We start from the raw sequence: 16,027 nt of genomic DNA, 5'->3' as shown, positions 1-16,027 counted from the left end.
TGGTTTTTGAGAATGGTAATAATGCAAGATAATCAACAAGTTACAAAGAAAGAACAATACAACCTGAACAAATTACAGAAACGCCTGCGCCGTAATGTGGGTGAAGCTATTGCCGATTTCAATATGATCGAAGACGGCGATCGCATTATGGTGTGTCTTTCCGGTGGGAAAGACAGCTACACCATGCTGGAAATCCTGCGGAATTTGCAGCAAAGCGCCCCGATCAGTTTCTCTTTGGTCGCCGTAAATTTGGATCAAAAACAACCGGGCTTCCCGGAGCACATCCTGCCGGAGTATCTGGAACAACTGGGTGTTGAGTATAAAATTGTCGAAGAAAATACCTACGGGATCGTCAAAGATAAAATCCCTGAAGGCAAAACGACCTGCTCTCTCTGCTCCCGACTGCGCCGCGGCATTTTGTACCGCACGGCAACCGAATTAGGTGCGACCAAAATTGCGCTGGGACACCATCGCGACGACATCCTGCAAACACTGTTTTTAAACATGTTCTACGGCGGAAAAATGAAAGGTATGCCACCTAAGCTGATGAGCGATGATGGTAAGCATATTGTGATCCGTCCGCTGGCCTATTGCCGCGAAAAAGATATCGAGCGTTTCTCTGAAGCGAAAGGATTCCCGATTATTCCGTGCAACCTGTGTGGTTCACAGCCTAACCTGCAACGTCAGGTGATCGCTGATATGCTGCGTGACTGGGACAAGCGCTATCCAGGTCGTATTGAAACGATGTTCAGTGCGATGCAGAATGTGGTGCCTTCTCACCTGAGCGATATCAATCTGTTCGATTTTAAAGGCATCAAACACGGCTCAGAAGTGGTAGATGGCGGTGATCTGGCATTCGATCGTGAAGAGATCCCACTGCAACCTGCAGGCTGGCAGCCGGAAGAAGATGAAAACCAGTTAGATGAATTGCGTCTGAACGTGGTGGAAGTGAAGTAATTTAGAGAATGCCGGATACGACGTAAATGCCGTATCCGGCCTACTGCAGAGCACCATCAGGCACTCCTGCGGACATTTATTTTAATAGACGAACCCGGCAATTCTTGCCTTTGATCTTACCGTTCTGCAGTTGCTTCCACGCTTTATGTGCCACAGACTGGCGAACGGCCACGTAGACATGCGCCGGATGAACGGCAATCTTGCCGATATCTGCCCCGTCCAGACCAATATCTCCGGTCAACGCCCCTAATACATCACCAGGCCGCATTTTAGCTTTTTTACCGCCATCGATGCACAGCGTCGCCATTTCAGCTTCCAGCGGCAGAATTGAGCCATTACCTGGTGCAGGTAGCCAGTTCAGCTTCAGTTGCAGCATCTCGGACAGAATATTGGCACGTTGCGCTTCTTCCGGCGCACAGAAGCTAATCGCCAGGCCACTGTTACCCGCACGGGCAGTACGTCCAATACGGTGTACATGAACTTCCGGATCCCATGCCAGTTCAAAGTTAACCACCAGCTCGAGCGATTTAATATCCAGGCCACGCGCCGCCACATCGGTGGCAACCAGAACACGAGCGCTGCCGTTGGCAAAACGTACCAGCGTCTGGTCCCGATCTCGTTGCTCAAGATCGCCATGAAGCGATAAGGCGCTCTGCCCTGCTGCGTTCAGTGCATCACAAACAGCCTGACAATCTTTTTTGGTGTTACAGAAAACCACACATGATGCCGGCTGATGCTGGCTAAGCAATTTTTGCAACAGCGGAATTTTGCCGTGTGAGGAGATTTCAAAGAATTGTTGTTCAATCGCTGGCAACGCATCGACTGTATCAATCTCAATCGTTAACGGATTGTTCTGCACGCGGCCACTGATCGCGGCAATCGCTTCCGGCCAGGTTGCGGAAAACAGCAATGTCTGACGTGACGCTGGCGCAAAACGGATCACGTCATCAATTGCATCACTAAATCCCATATCCAGCATCCGGTCGGCTTCATCCATCACCAGTGTATTCAACGCCTCAAGGGAGACGGTACCTTTTTGCAGGTGATCGAGTAAACGCCCCGGCGTGGCAACAATAATATGTGGGGCATGTTGCAGAGAATCACGCTGCGCGCCAAAGGGCTGACCACCGCACAGCGTTAAAATTTTGGTATTTGGCAGAAAACGCGCCAATCGACGTAATTCACCGGCGACCTGGTCAGCCAGTTCGCGTGTCGGACACAGTACCAGCGACTGGGTCTGAAACAGCGCAGCATCAATATGCTGTAACAGGCCAAGACCAAACGCGGCCGTTTTGCCACTGCCGGTTTTTGCCTGCACGCGAACATCTTTTCCTGCCAGGATTGCCGGCAACGCGGCAGCCTGAACAGGCGTCATTTCAAGATAACCCAGCTCGTTAAGATTCTCGAGTTGGGCGGCAGGCAAAACATTCAGGGTTGAAAAAGCGGTCACAATTTAATCTCGCGGTAAAAACTCACATTCAGCAGGCGCGTATCCTCGCAGATCTGCGCCCGTGATGCGACAATTTAATCGGCTCTTCATCCGGTGACGGGTCCGGCATAGGTTGCGGACGAGGTATTGAGTCGGGAATCGGAACCGGATCGGTGGGGACAGTATCGGAATGGGGGCGTTGCAACTGCAACGGGGCGAATAAGCAGGTCATATTACCCTCCAGTGATTCAGACTGACCCTTTTAGGGTAGACGCTGGTTTCCTGCAGGCAAAAAAAAGCCGACTAATCTAAGTCGGCGTCGTACGAATCAATTGTGCTATGCAGTAATTCAAAAAAGGAAGTAAGACAATATGGAGCGCAACGCCCATCGCTTGACGTTGCATTCACCTGCGAGAGAGATATTGCCCCGAATAGGTAGATGGTTTATTGACCTCGCTCAAAAACTTCGCCGTTTTCACTCACGAAAGTCGCTAAAAAACGTAGTTGTTACAACCATTTACTACGATGCAACCATAAAGTAACACCACCAATCAGGACAACTAACAGAATACAGAATAGTGAAAAACCAAACTGCCAGCCGCCACCGGGAATCCCCCCAAGATTGACGCCAAACAGTCCGGTTAAAAATGTGCTGGGAAGAAAAACCATTGCCATCAACGACATAGTATAAGTTCTTCGCGCCAGAGACTCCTGCATAACCTGAGCAATTTCATCCGCCATGATACCCGTCCGGGCGATGCACGCGTCGATCTCATCCAGCCCTCTTCCCAACCTGTCGGCGATATCCTGCATCCGACGTCGGTGATCGTCAGTCATCCACGGTAAACGTTCGCTCGCCAGGCGTGCATAAACGTCGCGCTGAGGAGCCATATAGCGTCGCATCACAATCAGTTGTTTGCGCAGCAATGCCAGAAAACCGCGAGGCGGGATCTGCTGGTCCAGCAGGTTGTCTTCCAGATCGATAATTTTGTCATGCAATTGTTCGATAAACTCACTGGCATGATCGGTTAAGGCATCACAAACATCCACAAGCCAGCTACCACAATCAGACGGTCCTGTCCCCTCCTGCAAGTCACCCACCACATCATCCAGTGCCAGCACTTTACGCTGGCGCGTTGAGACAATCAGGCGTTCGTCCATATATAAGCGCATGGCGACAAGCTGATCAGGGCGTTCGTCAGTGCTGCCATTAATACAGCGTAACGTAATCAGCGTCCCTTCCCCGACCCGGCTTACGCGTGGGCGAGTACTTTCTCCCGCCAGCGCATCACGCACATTATTAGGAAGCAGAGGCGTTGTCGCCAGCCATTGCGCGCTATCAGAATGGGTGTAATTAAGATGCAACCAGCACGGATGCGTGCTGTCAATAACATCGTTGTCTTCCAGCGGTTTTACGCCACCGCGACCATCCAGCAGCCAGGCAAACACGGCATCCGGCACATTAACTTCAGTTCCCTTAATGGCTTCCACAGCGCCTCCATAAACATTCAAACTTTTCGTTAGTCTAGTCTTCAGTATATGTTAAGCAATATCGTATTGTCCCATTATGCTGAAATGATTCATAAAAGTGTTCAAGAAAATGAAAAGCGCCGACGGGTTCGGCGCTGTTGCCAGCAGATGTTGAATCTTAAAATGAAGAACCGTATTTAACCCGTTGACGTAATCCGGAGGCGGGGGAATCTCGATGCAAAAGCGTGGTTGTTTCGACAGATATGTTATTACTTAAGCGAAATTTATGTGTGCGTGACAGAAGATCATTCACCTGACTTTTCAGGATACCGGACGAACCAGATAACTCATCGACCATGCTGACATTACTTTGCGTCACGTTTTCCAGTTCGGTCAGGGCCTGGGTAATTCTGATGATCCCATTATCCTGTTCTCGTGTAGTTGTTAATATCTCCGCCATCAGCTGATTTAATTGCCCTGCGCCACCCACAATATCCTGCATGTTCTTTTCGGCTTCACGTACAACCGCCGCACCCTGCTGGACATTGTGATGCGTTTCATCGATAAGCCGTTTAATACTTTTTGCCGCTTCTGCGCTACGATGTGCCAATATTCTCACTTCACCTGCGACGACAGAAAAACCTTTACCATGTTCGCCGGCTCTCGCCGCCTCAACCGCCGCATTCAATGCCAGAATATTCGTCTGGAATGCAATACCATCTATTAACGCGATAATTTCAGTCATCTGCTGGGCGCAGTCGGTGATCGAGCGCATATTGGTGGCGACCTGCACCATTAAATCACCTCCCTGACGAGCAGATTGTGTCGCAATATTTGCCTGGGCGCTCGCCATTTGCGTATTCTCTGCATTGTTGCGTGTACTAACTGCTATCTCATCCATATTCGCAGCTGTTTGCATTAACGCGGCAGACTGCTGTTCCGTTTTTACTGACAATTCGGCGCTACGCTCTGCGAGCTGTTCAGAAAGCGTCATCACGGTACGCGAAGAGGTTCTGATCTCACTGACCAAGGTGGAAATGTTACTTGCCAGACTGTTAATTCCCGGGATAAGTCTGCCAGCACAGTTATTTCCGAACTCAGGAATACTCATCGCCATATTCCCTGCGGTCACCTCTTCAATGCTTTCTTTTACCGTATTAATCGGCACGACGAGATATTTTGTCATATACCACCATAAATATAATAGTGAAATAGTACAAACCACATCGGTACCAATAATGACATCAAAACCTGCAGATAATATTACCTCAACGATATTGAGAGCAACTATGGTACATACCAGAAATAAAACAATAAACGTCCTGACGCTTATATTATTTAACATTTTAATCCTGCCTGCCAGAGAATAACGCGGAGTATTACTTTTTATAGCACCTGCAATGCAGATTGCCATTCCGCGATACCGAAAGTTCCACTTTTAATGAGAGCATGCCGCCTTTTCACTTAAAGCACTCTATCACACCACCAGTTTACATTAGTCTGGTTGTTTATCCTGCATAAGCTGGCGTTCACGCCAGTTGCCAGACTATTGTCACCCAGTGCTCAAATGAACAAAAATACGCCAAATCATAAATATGGTGAATGTTTTCATAAGCGAGCATCACATATTCCACCGTTATAGCGACTCAGACTAATACTGTTGACAGGAAAATAACAACGCGTCTGGTTTTACCAGGTTAACTGGACAGAATCTGCTAGATTTATCATCACGGTTTTTTATCGATGGGTAGTAAGATGTTGCACGTGTCGTGGGACCCTGTACTGATTGGGATTTCCTTTGTTGTCGCATTCATTGCTTCGTTTATTGCCCTCGATAGCGCAGGGAAAGTGGCGATCTCCAGTCGTCGGGAATCGACTTTCTGGCGTTTATCTGGCGGGGCAACGCTGGGGATGGGGATCTGGTCGATGCATTTTATTGGCATGCTGGCCATGAAAATGAGTATGCCAATTAATTATCACTTTTCACTCACGGCATTTTCATTTTTGATCGCACTCATTTCCGCGACGCTTGCCATCAATATTGCAATATCAGGTCAAACGCTTTCGACCAGGCGGCTTATTGTTGCAACAAGCCTATTAAGCACCGGTGTTGTAACCATGCACTACGTTGGTATGGTCGCAATCGTTGAACATGTTGCTATCCACTGGCAGTTCTCACTCATTTTGCTTTCCGTGGTCATTGCCATTATTGCGTCAGGGATCGGTCTGTGGTTAGCTTTTCATTTGCGTCAAAATACCCGACGCGCATTAATAAACCGACTTATTGCCGCTCTGGTAATGGCACTGGCGATTGCCTCAATGCATTACACCGGGATGGGGGCGGCCACCTTCACTCATTTCGGACACACTACGCACGATGGACTGAGCACACTGGAACTCTCTATCTGGGTCTGCGCCGTCACGCTGGTGATTCTGGGTATTATGCTGGTCATTTCGATGGTGGATTCTCAGCTACGCACCTCAAGACTTGCTGATAATCTGCATCAACTGAACTGCCAGCTTGAGCACCAGGTCCACTTCGATGCGCTGACCGGCCTTGCCAATCGAACGCAAATAGACGCCTGCTTACAGACCTGCCTGCGTCATTCCAAACTGCATCAACAACACTTCGCCCTGGTCTTTATCGACCTTGACCGATTCAAAATCGTAAACGACACCTGGGGCCATCACATTGGCGATCAGTTGCTTATCGCCAGCACGCAACGCATATACAGCTGCCTTGATGACACCATGACGCTGGCGAGGCTGGGCGGTGATGAATTTATTCTGCTGGTGCCAAACTGCAGCCGGGAAGCAATTTCGGTGCTGATGAGCAGCATTGCCAGCACCGTCAAAGAACCTTTTACACTGTTTGGACATACCATTCGTGTTTCGCTAAGCGCGGGAAGCAGTATTTATCCCGAACATGGCTCAACGTTACATGAGCTAAAAGTAAAAGCCGATACTGCGATGTATCATGTCAAACAGGCTGGAAGAAACGGCTGGGCGATTTATACCCCAGAGATGGAGGCTATCGCCGATACGCCGCCAACGTTCTTGCAGGAACTGTCACAAGCACTTGAGCGGAATCAATTCGAATTATGGTATCAACCTAAATACACCGCCGGGGACCACTCTCTGACGGGTTTTGAGGCGTTGTTACGCTGGCATCATCCTGAACGCGGCATTCTGCTACCGGCTGAATTCCTGCCCGCACTTGAAGAAACGGGTCTGATTATTCCTGTCGGCACCTGGGTTCTCCAGCAGTCATGCCGTCAGTTATATCAATGGAAGTCACAAGGCCACACGGAGTGGACCCTTGCCGTTAATCTTTCACCAGCCCAGTTTGAACAACCTGACATTGTCGATATAGTCTGCAACGCCCTGACGCAACATCAGCTTTCACCAGCACATCTCACGCTGGAACTGACTGAAAGTACGGCTCTTAAAAATTTAAAACGCAGCGTGGAAGTCCTGAGCGCGTTTGCCGATTTGGGGATCACCGTTTCTATTGATGATTTTGGCACCGGTTATTCAAATATATTGATGCTGAAATCACTTCCGGCGCGAGAATTAAAAATAGACAGAATATTTGTTAAAGATATAAGTGAGAACAGCAAAAATACAAAAATCGTGTCTACTATTATTGACATAGCGCACTCTATGAATATGTGCGTTGTGGCGGAGGGTATAGAGACCCAGGAGCAGGAAACGCTGTTAACCCAGATGGGCTGCGGTGTGCTGCAAGGTTTCCTGTATGCGAAACCGCTGCCAGCACATAAAATCTATGAATTGATACAAACTGAAAACACCACAAAAGTAAAACCAACGGTACAACCATTGTCTCACCGACAATCAATAACATTGTGAGATTGCATAATTAAAAAAATTCGCCAATAAACCGGCAACACAGCATATGAAGATAACGGGATTATCGATGAGCATAAACGAGCTGCATTCACTGGATTTATTAACCATTCCGGTCTGGATCGTTTCGCCACATACCGAAGAACTGGTGTTCGCCAATACCGTTGCTCGGGAACTGATGCAGGCCCCGTGTTTCACTCCTCTCAGAAAAGGCACATTTTCCACGCACGCACAAAATGATTTACCTATGTATCTCAGCGATTTGCGCAATCATCATGACATTGTGGAGATCCTCACGGTTTACCGCGAAAGCGAGGAAATCGCGCTGGCCTGTCGTTTGTCCATCAGAACGCTTCAGGATATAGGTGATGTTATCCTCTATGAAGGCATTGAAACACCGACAGCGCAAGGACTGAAAGCCAGTCGCTCAGCCACCTATCAGCGGAAAAAACAGGGATTCTATGCCCGTTTTTTCCAGACTAACTCAGCCCCCATGTTGCTTATCGATCCATCACGCGACGGATTGATTGTGGATGCAAACCTCAGTGCCCTGAATTTCTATGGCTATGATCATGACATGATGTGTCAGAAGCATACCTGGGAAATCAATATGCTGGGGCGCCACATATTGCCGGTAATGCATAAAATTGCGCATCTGCCTGGTGGCCATAAACCTTTACATTTTGTCCACAGACTTGCCGATGGAAGCACCCGTCACGTACAAACCTATGCCGGTCCTATCGAAATCTACGGCAATAAGCTGATGCTGTGCATTATTCACGATATTACCGAGCAAAAACGTCTGGAACTGGAACTGGAACGTGCCGCCTTGCATGACGCTTTAACCGGGTTACTCAACCGGCGGCATTTTTATCAGATAACTGAGCCAGAACAGATACACACAACATCGTTAACGCAGGATTACAGTTTGCTGCTAATCGACACCGATCGGTTTAAAAGCATTAACGATCTTTTCGGGCATTTAAAAGGGGATGATGTACTTTGCGCGCTGTCACGCACGCTGGAATCTTGTGCAAGAAAAGACGATCTGGTTTTTCGTTGGGGGGGAGAAGAGTTTGTACTGCTTTTGCCACGAACGTCTTTAGATGCAGCCCTTAATCTCGCTGAAGTCATACGCGCGACGGTAGCCAAGGTGAGCCTCCCTGGCCTTCCCCGCTTTACCGTCAGTATTGGTGTGGCGCGACACGAAGCCAATGAAAGTATTGATGAGTTATTTAAGCGCGTGGACGACGCATTGTACAAAGCCAAAAATGAAGGTAGAAACAGAGTGTTGGCTGCCTGATGACTGCCCTGTCTAGCGACTACGTTTAGCGTGGCGCTCCCAGTTATCCCGTTTCGCCTGTACCGTTTTACGTAGCGCCACATAACATGCCCCGCTGCCGCCATGGTGCGGCAGTGCGGTGCAGAAGGCCTGCACATCATCAAACTCCGTTAACCAACGCGCGACGTAGCTACGAACGATGTTGGCATGAGAGTTATCATCACGCCCCTTACCGTGAATCACCAGGACGTTGCGCAACCCATCCTGCTGCGCCTGTAAAATAAAGCTAAATAGCATCTGGCGGCAGATTTCAACAGGCTGTCGCACAAGATTAAGGCTTGCTTGTTGCGGATATTTCCCGGTTCGCAGCTTGTCAGTCACGCCATGCTGTACCCCTTCGCGACGAAACGCCAGCGGAACACTCAGCGGGACGATATCCAGAAAACCTGTCGAGAGAAAGTTATCCAGCTGCAGCGTATCAATACGTGCCGGAGCTCGAAGATTACGCGTTGGCTGCCAGTGAACATCAGCGCATCCTTTCAGTGGTTGAACATCCCCCATGGCGTCAAGAAACAGCGATGCGTCATCAAGGTTCATGTTTCATCCTCCAGCGATTACTTGCGACGGTCATTATCATAACCGCGCACTATTATACCGACAACGGTTTACGGTTATTTCCAATAACGCACCGTTCGACATTCCGTTACCCCCACAAGTTAAGATCCGTTTTTAGGGGTATAGATGCGACTATCACTGACATGATAATGTGTAACCCCGCCTGTAATGAGAGAAACGGATGCTGAACTTACTTGAAGACATCATTGCAACGCCCCTTGGCCCGTTGTGGGTAATTTGCGATGAGCAATTTCGCCTGCGTGCGGTTGAATGGGATCAACATCGCGCTCGTATGGAGCAATTGCTGGATATTCATTATCGTTCTGAGGGTTATCAGCGTATTGCTGCCAAAAACCCCGGAGGGCTAAGCGATAAGCTGGCAGAGTATTTTGCGGGAAATCTCAGCATTATAGACACGCTTGAAACCGCAACAGCGGGAACCCCTTTCCAGCGCGAGGTCTGGAAAGCGTTGCGTACTATACCTTGCGGGCAGGTCATGCATTATGGACAACTGGCTGAACAGTTGGGGCGCCCCGGTGCCGCCAGAGCCGTTGGCGCGGCTAATGGTTCCAATCCTGTCAGCATCGTCGTCCCGTGCCACCGCGTGATTGGACGGAATGGCACAATGACGGGATATGCGGGTGGCGTGCAGCGAAAAGAGTGGTTATTGCGCCATGAAGGCTATCTGTTACTCTAGAATCCAGGCAATTAATGCCTTATTCATCACACTTCCACACAATACGCCCACAAATAAAGTGCGGTTAATCATATAGATACAAACATTCAACTCGCTTATGCCTGAATTATTCTCTATTGGGAGTAGCTCAGGCTTACGTGCTCCCCAAAAAGATGTTAAAATTGACAAATATCAATTACGGCTTGAGCAGACCTATGATCCCGGAAAAGCGAATTATACGGCGCATTCAGTCTGGCGGTTGTGCTATCCATTGCCAGGATTGCAGCATCAGCCAGCTTTGCATCCCGTTCACACTTAACGAGCATGAGCTTGACCAGCTCGATAACATCATCGAGCGCAAAAAGCCTATCCAAAAGGGGCAGACGCTCTTTAAAGCAGGTGACGAACTTAAGTCACTCTATGCTATCCGTTCCGGAACGATTAAAAGCTATACCATTACCGAACAAGGCGATGAGCAAATCACCGGTTTCCACCTGGCGGGCGACCTGGTTGGTTTTGACGCGATTGGCAGCGGTCATCACCCAAGCTTTGCCCAGGCGCTGGAAACATCAATGGTATGCGAAATTCCTTTCGAAACCCTGGATGACCTGTCCGGTAAAATGCCAAACCTGCGTCAACAGATGATGCGCCTGATGAGTGGCGAAATCAAAGGCGACCAGGACATGATCCTGCTGTTGTCGAAGAAAAATGCTGAAGAGCGCCTGGCGGCCTTTATCTACAATCTGTCCCGCCGTTTTGCCCAGCGCGGCTTCTCTCCACGCGAGTTCCGTCTGACAATGACCCGTGGTGATATCGGTAATTACCTCGGCCTGACGGTTGAAACCATCAGCCGCCTGCTCGGTCGCTTCCAGAAAAGCGGTATGCTGGCGGTGAAAGGTAAATATATCACTATTGAGAATAGCGACGCGCTGGCCGTCCTTGCTGGCCACACGCGTAACGTTGCGTAACCTTCTCAGTTAACCTTCTGTCAAATTGCTAAATTACCCCAATTTAATGGTTTGGCAGAAGGCACTTCTGCTCTGAGCATAATTAAAAGATAAATACTCAAAGCGTACTCAATATAAATATCCCCATCATTAATGCTGTCACAATAACTACGGTTAAACACGCTTTCCTGCCTGGTAGCATAAAAAACCTCTGAGGTGATTCAGTTAAATAACCAGACAATTCCATGGTCAGGCGTTTACTTCTATAAATTGTCCAATATTATCAACCGGGGGATAATGGCGCAGGATAGCAGAAGTCAGCACACCAATAGCAACGGTGACAGGCGCAGGAAAACGTATTTGGGTGAGCATCTTTATCGCGCCGGGTATCCCAGGCTACCTCACCCGCATCAACAGAGGTCAACCCGTTATCCGGGCAGTTGAAACGTCCACACACCCAAACTTTTTCCGTGTAGCGCGCAAGCACAATAGAAACAACGGAAAATGGTTTAAATTGAGCGGGATGTGGGGAAAAGCTGGAGATTTCCCCAGTTTATTGATCTGGTAAGAGGTTCTCCCCTGTTTCAATCCACATTATTGGGTTACTCTTTTAAATACAAACTGCGGTGACAGTTGTAAGGAGACCCTGTATGGCTATGTATCAAAACATGCTGGTAGTCATCGATCCAAACCAGGACGATCAACCAGCATTACGGCGAGCTGTTTATTTGCATCAACGGATTGGTGGCAACATTAAAGCCTTTTTGCCGATCTATGACTTTTCCTACGAGATGACCACCCTGCTGTCGCCGGACGAACGTACGGCAATGCGTCAGGGGGTCATCAGCCAGCGAACAGCATGGATACGTGAGCAAGCGAAATACTATATCGAAGCAGGGATCCCGCTTGATATTAAAGTGGTCTGGCACAACCGTCCCTTCGAAGCCATCATCCAGGAAGTTATCAGCGCTAAGCATGACCTGGTGCTCAAAATGGCACACCAACACGACCGCCTTGAAGCCGTGATTTTCACACCAACCGACTGGCATTTATTGCGTAAATGTCCAAGCCCGGTGTGGATGGTCAAAGATCAGCCGTGGCCGGAAGGTGGTAAAGCGCTGGTAGCGGTGAACCTCGCCAGTGAAGAGGCATATCACAATGCACTCAACGAAAAACTGGTCAAGGAAACATTGCAGCTCGCAGAACAGGTTAACCATACCGAAGTACATCTGGTGGGCGCCTATCCTGTAACGCCTATTAACATTGCGATTGAGCTACCTGAATTTGATCCCAGCGTGTACAACGACGCCATCCGTGGACAACATCTGCTGGCCATGAAGGCATTACGCCAAAAATTCAGTATTGATGAAAAAGTTACGCACGTTGAAAAAGGATTGCCTGAAGAGGTCATCCCGGATTTAGCTGAGCATTTACAGGCGGGTATCGTGGTACTCGGCACCGTTGGGCGCACCGGCATATCAGCTGCGTTTCTGGGGAATACTGCAGAACAGGTTATCGACCATCTGCGTTGCGACCTGCTGGTTATCAAACCAGATCAGTACCAGACCCCGGTTGAACTGGACGACGAAGAAGACGATTAATCCTGTAGCAAATGCCGGATGGCGATGTCATCCGGCATGACATGTACTTAGTGCTTTTCCTCGCCTCCGAGGAAATAGATACCGAGCGGAATAGCCAGCAAAATGGTAAAAACCATACTGTAGACGCAAATCATTGCGGATTGAATGGCATACATCGAGGCTGTCCAGTCGGAAAGCGGAATGTCATACTGTTCAATGACGCCACCAATTGTCGCGCGCGTCACAACCGATGCCGCAATGATGAATACCCCAAGCAGACATAACAGAAACTTCCGTCCCTTCGCTGTCTTCAACTTAGCCATGATCATAGTACCGTCCTTTTGCAGATGAAAACCGTGTTACTTTGCAGCAACAATACCATGACATCAACTTACTGTCTGCTACATACACCACACTCAGACTTGACATGCGCACTCTTCGCCTGAAAATAACGCTGATTGTATTATTTCTCTCTCCTTTTGATTAATGATCTGACAGCCTGAACTGGGTAAAATATCCGCTGATGAAGGATGTCAGATGATATTTAGCTAACACGAAGTTACCTGGGAGAATCATGATCGCTGAACTGTTTATAAATAATGCGTTTAATTTAACGGTAATTCTCAGCAGCTGTGCAGCGTTAGTCCTGATGAGCGTCTGGTTTCATCGTAGTGAAAAACACTGCAAAGGATTCATATTCCATGCAGCACAGTTTTTTGTTTATGCCATTATCATTGGTACGTTTGGCACTATTGCGAATAACGTCATCGAGAGTTATAAGCTGAAATTTATCTCCCCAAGCGTGGTCGACTTTATCTGTACCTCATTGATTGCGTTGATCCTGACGATAAAACTCTTTCTGGTCATCAACCAGTTTGAAAAAACGCAGATTAACAAGGGCAGAGATATCACCAGTGCGAGGATCATGTCGCGCATCATAAAGATTACGATCGTCGTCGCCATCATCTTGCTGTACGGCGAGCATTTCGGCATGAGCTTGTCAGGGCTGTTAACGTTCGGCGGCATCGGCGGTATCGCTGTCGGTATGGCAGGTAAAGATATCCTGAGTAATTTTTTCTCTGGCATTATGCTCTACTTTGACAGACCGTTTAGCATCGGTGACTGGATCCGCTCCCCGGACCGAAATATCGAAGGTACGGTGACTGAAATTGGCTGGAGAATGACCAAAATAAATACCTTCGACCACCGTCCGTTATATGTGCCGAACTCAATTTTCTCTTCCATAAGTGTAGAAAACCCGGGACGGATGAGTAATCGACGAATCAAAACGGTGATCGGGTTACGTTATGAAGATGCTGATAAAATTGGCGCAGTTGTCGAGTCGGTCAGAAAAATGCTGCAAAATCATCCCGGAATAGATCAAAAGCAAACCCTGCTGGTCTATTTTAATGAGTTTGCCGATTCATCGCTGAATATCATGGTGTATTGCTTCACGAAAACCACCGTGTGGCAGGAGTGGCTTGCTGTACAGCAAGATGTGTACCTGAAAATTATTACAATAGTTCAGGAAAACGGTGCTGACTTTGCGTTCCCCAGTCAGACGTTGTATATGGATAACACCGAGGCACAACCTTCTGCCCACTAACCAAAACCAAGACGCGGATATCCGCGTCTTTTTGCATTTATTTCAGTGACGCGATATCAATGACAAAGCGGTATTTCACATCGCTTTTCAACATCCGTTGCCACGCGGTATTAATATCCTGAATATTGATAACCTCAACATCGGCAGTAATGCCATGCTGACCGCAGAAATCCATCATCTCCTGAGTTTCCGCAATCCCCCCAATGACCGAACCCGCAACGGATCTTCTACCGAGGATCAACGGAACCGTGTTCAGGAACGGATCCAACGGCCCCAGATACCCAACCAGCACCAACGTTCCGCTCAGCGCCAGCGTTGGAATATACGGGTTCAGATCATGTACGTATGGAACAGTATCAATAATCAGGTCAAACTGATTCGCTGCGGTTTTCATCTGCTCGCTGTCTGTTGAAAGCACAACATGACTGGCTCCCAGGCGTCTGGCATCAGCTTCTTTGCCTGGCGACCGCGTGAACAACGTAACTTCAGCCCCCAATGCTTTAGCAAGCTTGATCGCCATGTGTCCCAGCCCACCCAATCCAACAACAGCGACTTTACTCCCCGGTCCAACCTGCCAGTGACGTAACGGCGACCATGTGGTGATACCGGCGCACAACAACGGTGCAGCGCCACGTAAGTCGATGCCTTCCGGCACCCTCACGACGAATTTCTCGGTCACGACAATCTTGTCAGAATAGCCACCGAAAGTCGGCAGGCCATCATGACGGTCCGTGTCGTTATACGTAAGGGTGTTCCCCTCTTCGCAATATTGCTCAAGACCCTGCTCGCAGGCGCTACAGTGCTGACATGAATCAACCATACACCCCACGCCGGCAAGATCGCCGACCGCGAATTTTGTTACCGATTTCCCAACATGCACTACACGGCCTATTATTTCGTGGCCGGGTACCATCGGATATGTAGCGCCGCCCCAGTCATTGTAGGCACTGTGGATGTCGGAGTGACACACCCCACTGAATAATATTTCAATGACGACATCATCTTCACGCGGATCCCGGCGAACAAAACTGTGCGGGACCAGATCTTCTTTCACCGCCAGCGCGGCATAACCCTTCACATTCATGACCATTCAGATCTCCTCAGGGATAAAGTGCACCTCAACCAGCATAGCTCAGGGCAACAGGTTGTACTCGGCGTCAGCGACCGGCTCCAGCCATTCATTCGATGCGCCTGCTGCCGGGATTTCTACCGCAATATGGGCAAACCAACTATCACGAGCAGCACCGTGCCAGTGTTTCATGCCCGCCGGAATATGAACCACATCCCCCGTTTTCAGTTCTCGCGCGGGTTGATTCCACGCCTGGTACCAGCCTCTGCCGCCAGTCACCAGCAGGATTTGACCGCCCTGATGATGAATATGCCAAAAATTACGGCAGCCAGGTTCAAATGCCACGTTACCAATCACCACGCCTTCCATTGAAAGCATGGTCAGATAACTGGTCCCGGTGAAATACTTTGCATAGGCTTCATTTTTCTCTCCCCGGGGAAAAATGCTGTTGCCATCAAATTGTTTGTTCATCGTGACGCCTGCAGGGGTATTAACTGACTGTATTCCTGAAACACATTCATCAAGAACT

15 protein-coding genes and 1 pseudogene are annotated in these 16,027 nt (G+C 48.8%); 7 read left to right on the top strand and 9 right to left on the bottom strand.

Translation table 11 applies throughout. The features are described 5' to 3' along the window. Positions 1-21 precede the first annotated feature (21 nt). Positions 22-957 carry a tRNA 2-thiocytidine(32) synthetase TtcA gene (ttcA, locus tag ACLJXE_RS12070; protein WP_061067980.1) on the top strand — a complete coding sequence of 312 codons (936 nt, stop codon included), beginning with the start codon at positions 22-24 and terminating at the stop codon, positions 955-957. A 76-nt stretch (positions 958-1,033) separates the two neighbouring features. On the opposite strand, the gene dbpA is transcribed toward ttcA, so the two are convergent. From dbpA to ACLJXE_RS12050, 4 genes and pseudogenes are all read right to left on the bottom strand, one after another. Beyond that, positions 1,034-2,407 (bottom strand): ATP-dependent RNA helicase DbpA, encoded by a 1,374-nt coding sequence (gene dbpA, locus ACLJXE_RS12065; RefSeq protein ID WP_410750957.1) that lies wholly within the window; start codon positions 2,405-2,407, stop codon positions 1,034-1,036. Between the two features lie 28 nt (positions 2,408-2,435). Continuing rightward, positions 2,436-2,564: pseudogene (locus ACLJXE_RS12060) on the bottom strand (hypothetical protein); the annotation flags it as partial. Positions 2,565-2,893: 329 nt separating this feature from the next. After that, the gene (gene zntB / locus ACLJXE_RS12055; RefSeq protein ID WP_286628784.1) at positions 2,894-3,877 is read right to left on the bottom strand and encodes a zinc transporter ZntB; all 984 of its coding nucleotides are present in this window, start codon (positions 3,875-3,877) and stop codon (positions 2,894-2,896) included. 157 nt (positions 3,878-4,034) lie between these two features. Continuing rightward, a complete protein-coding gene (locus ACLJXE_RS12050) occupies positions 4,035-5,201 on the bottom strand; it encodes a methyl-accepting chemotaxis protein (protein ID WP_410750956.1) in 1,167 nt (388 codons plus the stop codon). A 410-nt stretch (positions 5,202-5,611) separates the two neighbouring features. Between ACLJXE_RS12050 and ACLJXE_RS12045 the strand changes: the two genes are divergently transcribed. Continuing rightward, the gene (locus ACLJXE_RS12045; protein WP_410750955.1) at positions 5,612-7,726 is read left to right on the top strand and encodes a putative bifunctional diguanylate cyclase/phosphodiesterase; all 2,115 of its coding nucleotides are present in this window, start codon (positions 5,612-5,614) and stop codon (positions 7,724-7,726) included. 67 nt (positions 7,727-7,793) lie between these two features. Continuing rightward, entirely contained in the window at positions 7,794-9,026 is a 1,233-nt protein-coding gene (locus tag ACLJXE_RS12040; protein ID WP_410750954.1) for a GGDEF domain-containing protein, read from the top strand. Positions 9,027-9,038: 12 nt separating this feature from the next. On the opposite strand, the gene smrA is transcribed toward ACLJXE_RS12040, so the two are convergent. Next, positions 9,039-9,602 (bottom strand): DNA endonuclease SmrA, encoded by a 564-nt coding sequence (gene smrA / locus ACLJXE_RS12035; RefSeq protein ID WP_286628781.1) that lies wholly within the window; start codon positions 9,600-9,602, stop codon positions 9,039-9,041. Positions 9,603-9,801: 199 nt separating this feature from the next. Here smrA and ogt point away from each other — a divergent pair, with 199 nt between their 5' ends. Both ogt and fnr read left to right on the top strand, forming a co-directional pair. Further along, on the top strand, positions 9,802-10,317 hold the full coding sequence (gene ogt / locus ACLJXE_RS12030; protein ID WP_410750953.1) for a methylated-DNA--[protein]-cysteine S-methyltransferase: 516 nt from the start codon (positions 9,802-9,804) through the stop codon (positions 10,315-10,317). 194 nt (positions 10,318-10,511) lie between these two features. Next, on the top strand, positions 10,512-11,264 hold the full coding sequence (gene fnr / locus ACLJXE_RS12025) for a fumarate/nitrate reduction transcriptional regulator Fnr (RefSeq protein ID WP_003020397.1): 753 nt from the start codon (positions 10,512-10,514) through the stop codon (positions 11,262-11,264). Positions 11,265-11,492: 228 nt separating this feature from the next. Here the strand turns inward: fnr and ACLJXE_RS12020 are convergent, their stop codons facing one another. Beyond that, positions 11,493-11,615 (bottom strand): hypothetical protein, encoded by a 123-nt coding sequence (locus ACLJXE_RS12020; RefSeq protein WP_410750952.1) that lies wholly within the window; start codon positions 11,613-11,615, stop codon positions 11,493-11,495. 278 nt (positions 11,616-11,893) lie between these two features. Here ACLJXE_RS12020 and uspE point away from each other — a divergent pair, with 278 nt between their 5' ends. Then, positions 11,894-12,844, top strand: a complete 951-nt coding sequence (uspE, locus tag ACLJXE_RS12015; protein WP_410750951.1) for a universal stress protein UspE — start codon at positions 11,894-11,896, stop codon at positions 12,842-12,844. A 47-nt stretch (positions 12,845-12,891) separates the two neighbouring features. Here uspE and ACLJXE_RS12010 read toward each other — a convergent pair whose 3' ends face one another. Beyond that, on the bottom strand, positions 12,892-13,152 hold the full coding sequence (locus tag ACLJXE_RS12010) for a DUF2534 family protein (protein ID WP_048211538.1): 261 nt from the start codon (positions 13,150-13,152) through the stop codon (positions 12,892-12,894). A gap of 245 nt (positions 13,153-13,397) precedes the next feature. Between ACLJXE_RS12010 and ACLJXE_RS12005 the strand changes: the two genes are divergently transcribed. Next, on the top strand, positions 13,398-14,429 hold the full coding sequence (locus tag ACLJXE_RS12005; protein ID WP_410750950.1) for a mechanosensitive ion channel family protein: 1,032 nt from the start codon (positions 13,398-13,400) through the stop codon (positions 14,427-14,429). Between the two features lie 37 nt (positions 14,430-14,466). Here ACLJXE_RS12005 and ACLJXE_RS12000 read toward each other — a convergent pair whose 3' ends face one another. Both ACLJXE_RS12000 and ACLJXE_RS11995 read right to left on the bottom strand, forming a co-directional pair. Then, a complete protein-coding gene (locus ACLJXE_RS12000) occupies positions 14,467-15,519 on the bottom strand; it encodes an NAD(P)-dependent alcohol dehydrogenase (protein ID WP_410750949.1) in 1,053 nt (350 codons plus the stop codon). A 42-nt stretch (positions 15,520-15,561) separates the two neighbouring features. Further along, positions 15,562-15,969, bottom strand: a complete 408-nt coding sequence (locus ACLJXE_RS11995; RefSeq protein ID WP_410751034.1) for a cupin domain-containing protein — start codon at positions 15,967-15,969, stop codon at positions 15,562-15,564. Positions 15,970-16,027 lie beyond the last annotated feature (58 nt).

The organism is Citrobacter sp. U14242 (genome assembly GCF_046555775.1).
GTDB lineage: Bacteria > Pseudomonadota > Gammaproteobacteria > Enterobacterales > Enterobacteriaceae > Citrobacter.
Note: the sequence above shows the minus strand (reverse complement) of the source record. Positions and strands in the feature narration are given on the sequence as shown.

Excerpts from the sequence above, each read along its gene's own strand:
- ogt (WP_410750953.1), top strand. The coding sequence starts at position 9,802 with ATGCTGAACTTACTTGAAGACATCATTGCAACGCCCCTTGGCCCGTTG.
- ACLJXE_RS12000 (WP_410750949.1), bottom strand. The coding sequence starts at position 15,519 with ATGGTCATGAATGTGAAGGGTTATGCCGCGCTGGCGGTGAAAGAAGAT.
- ACLJXE_RS12050 (WP_410750956.1), bottom strand. The coding sequence starts at position 5,201 with ATGTTAAATAATATAAGCGTCAGGACGTTTATTGTTTTATTTCTGGTA.
- ACLJXE_RS12010 (WP_048211538.1), bottom strand. The coding sequence starts at position 13,152 with ATGATCATGGCTAAGTTGAAGACAGCGAAGGGACGGAAGTTTCTGTTA.
- ACLJXE_RS12005 (WP_410750950.1), top strand. The coding sequence starts at position 13,398 with ATGATCGCTGAACTGTTTATAAATAATGCGTTTAATTTAACGGTAATT.
- ttcA (WP_061067980.1), top strand. The coding sequence starts at position 22 with ATGCAAGATAATCAACAAGTTACAAAGAAAGAACAATACAACCTGAAC.
- smrA (WP_286628781.1), bottom strand. The coding sequence starts at position 9,602 with ATGAACCTTGATGACGCATCGCTGTTTCTTGACGCCATGGGGGATGTT.
- uspE (WP_410750951.1), top strand. The coding sequence starts at position 11,894 with ATGGCTATGTATCAAAACATGCTGGTAGTCATCGATCCAAACCAGGAC.
- fnr (WP_003020397.1), top strand. The coding sequence starts at position 10,512 with ATGATCCCGGAAAAGCGAATTATACGGCGCATTCAGTCTGGCGGTTGT.
- ACLJXE_RS12020 (WP_410750952.1), bottom strand. The coding sequence starts at position 11,615 with ATGCTCACCCAAATACGTTTTCCTGCGCCTGTCACCGTTGCTATTGGT.
- ACLJXE_RS11995 (WP_410751034.1), bottom strand. The coding sequence starts at position 15,969 with ATGAACAAACAATTTGATGGCAACAGCATTTTTCCCCGGGGAGAGAAA.
- ACLJXE_RS12040 (WP_410750954.1), top strand. The coding sequence starts at position 7,794 with ATGAGCATAAACGAGCTGCATTCACTGGATTTATTAACCATTCCGGTC.
- ACLJXE_RS12045 (WP_410750955.1), top strand. The coding sequence starts at position 5,612 with ATGTTGCACGTGTCGTGGGACCCTGTACTGATTGGGATTTCCTTTGTT.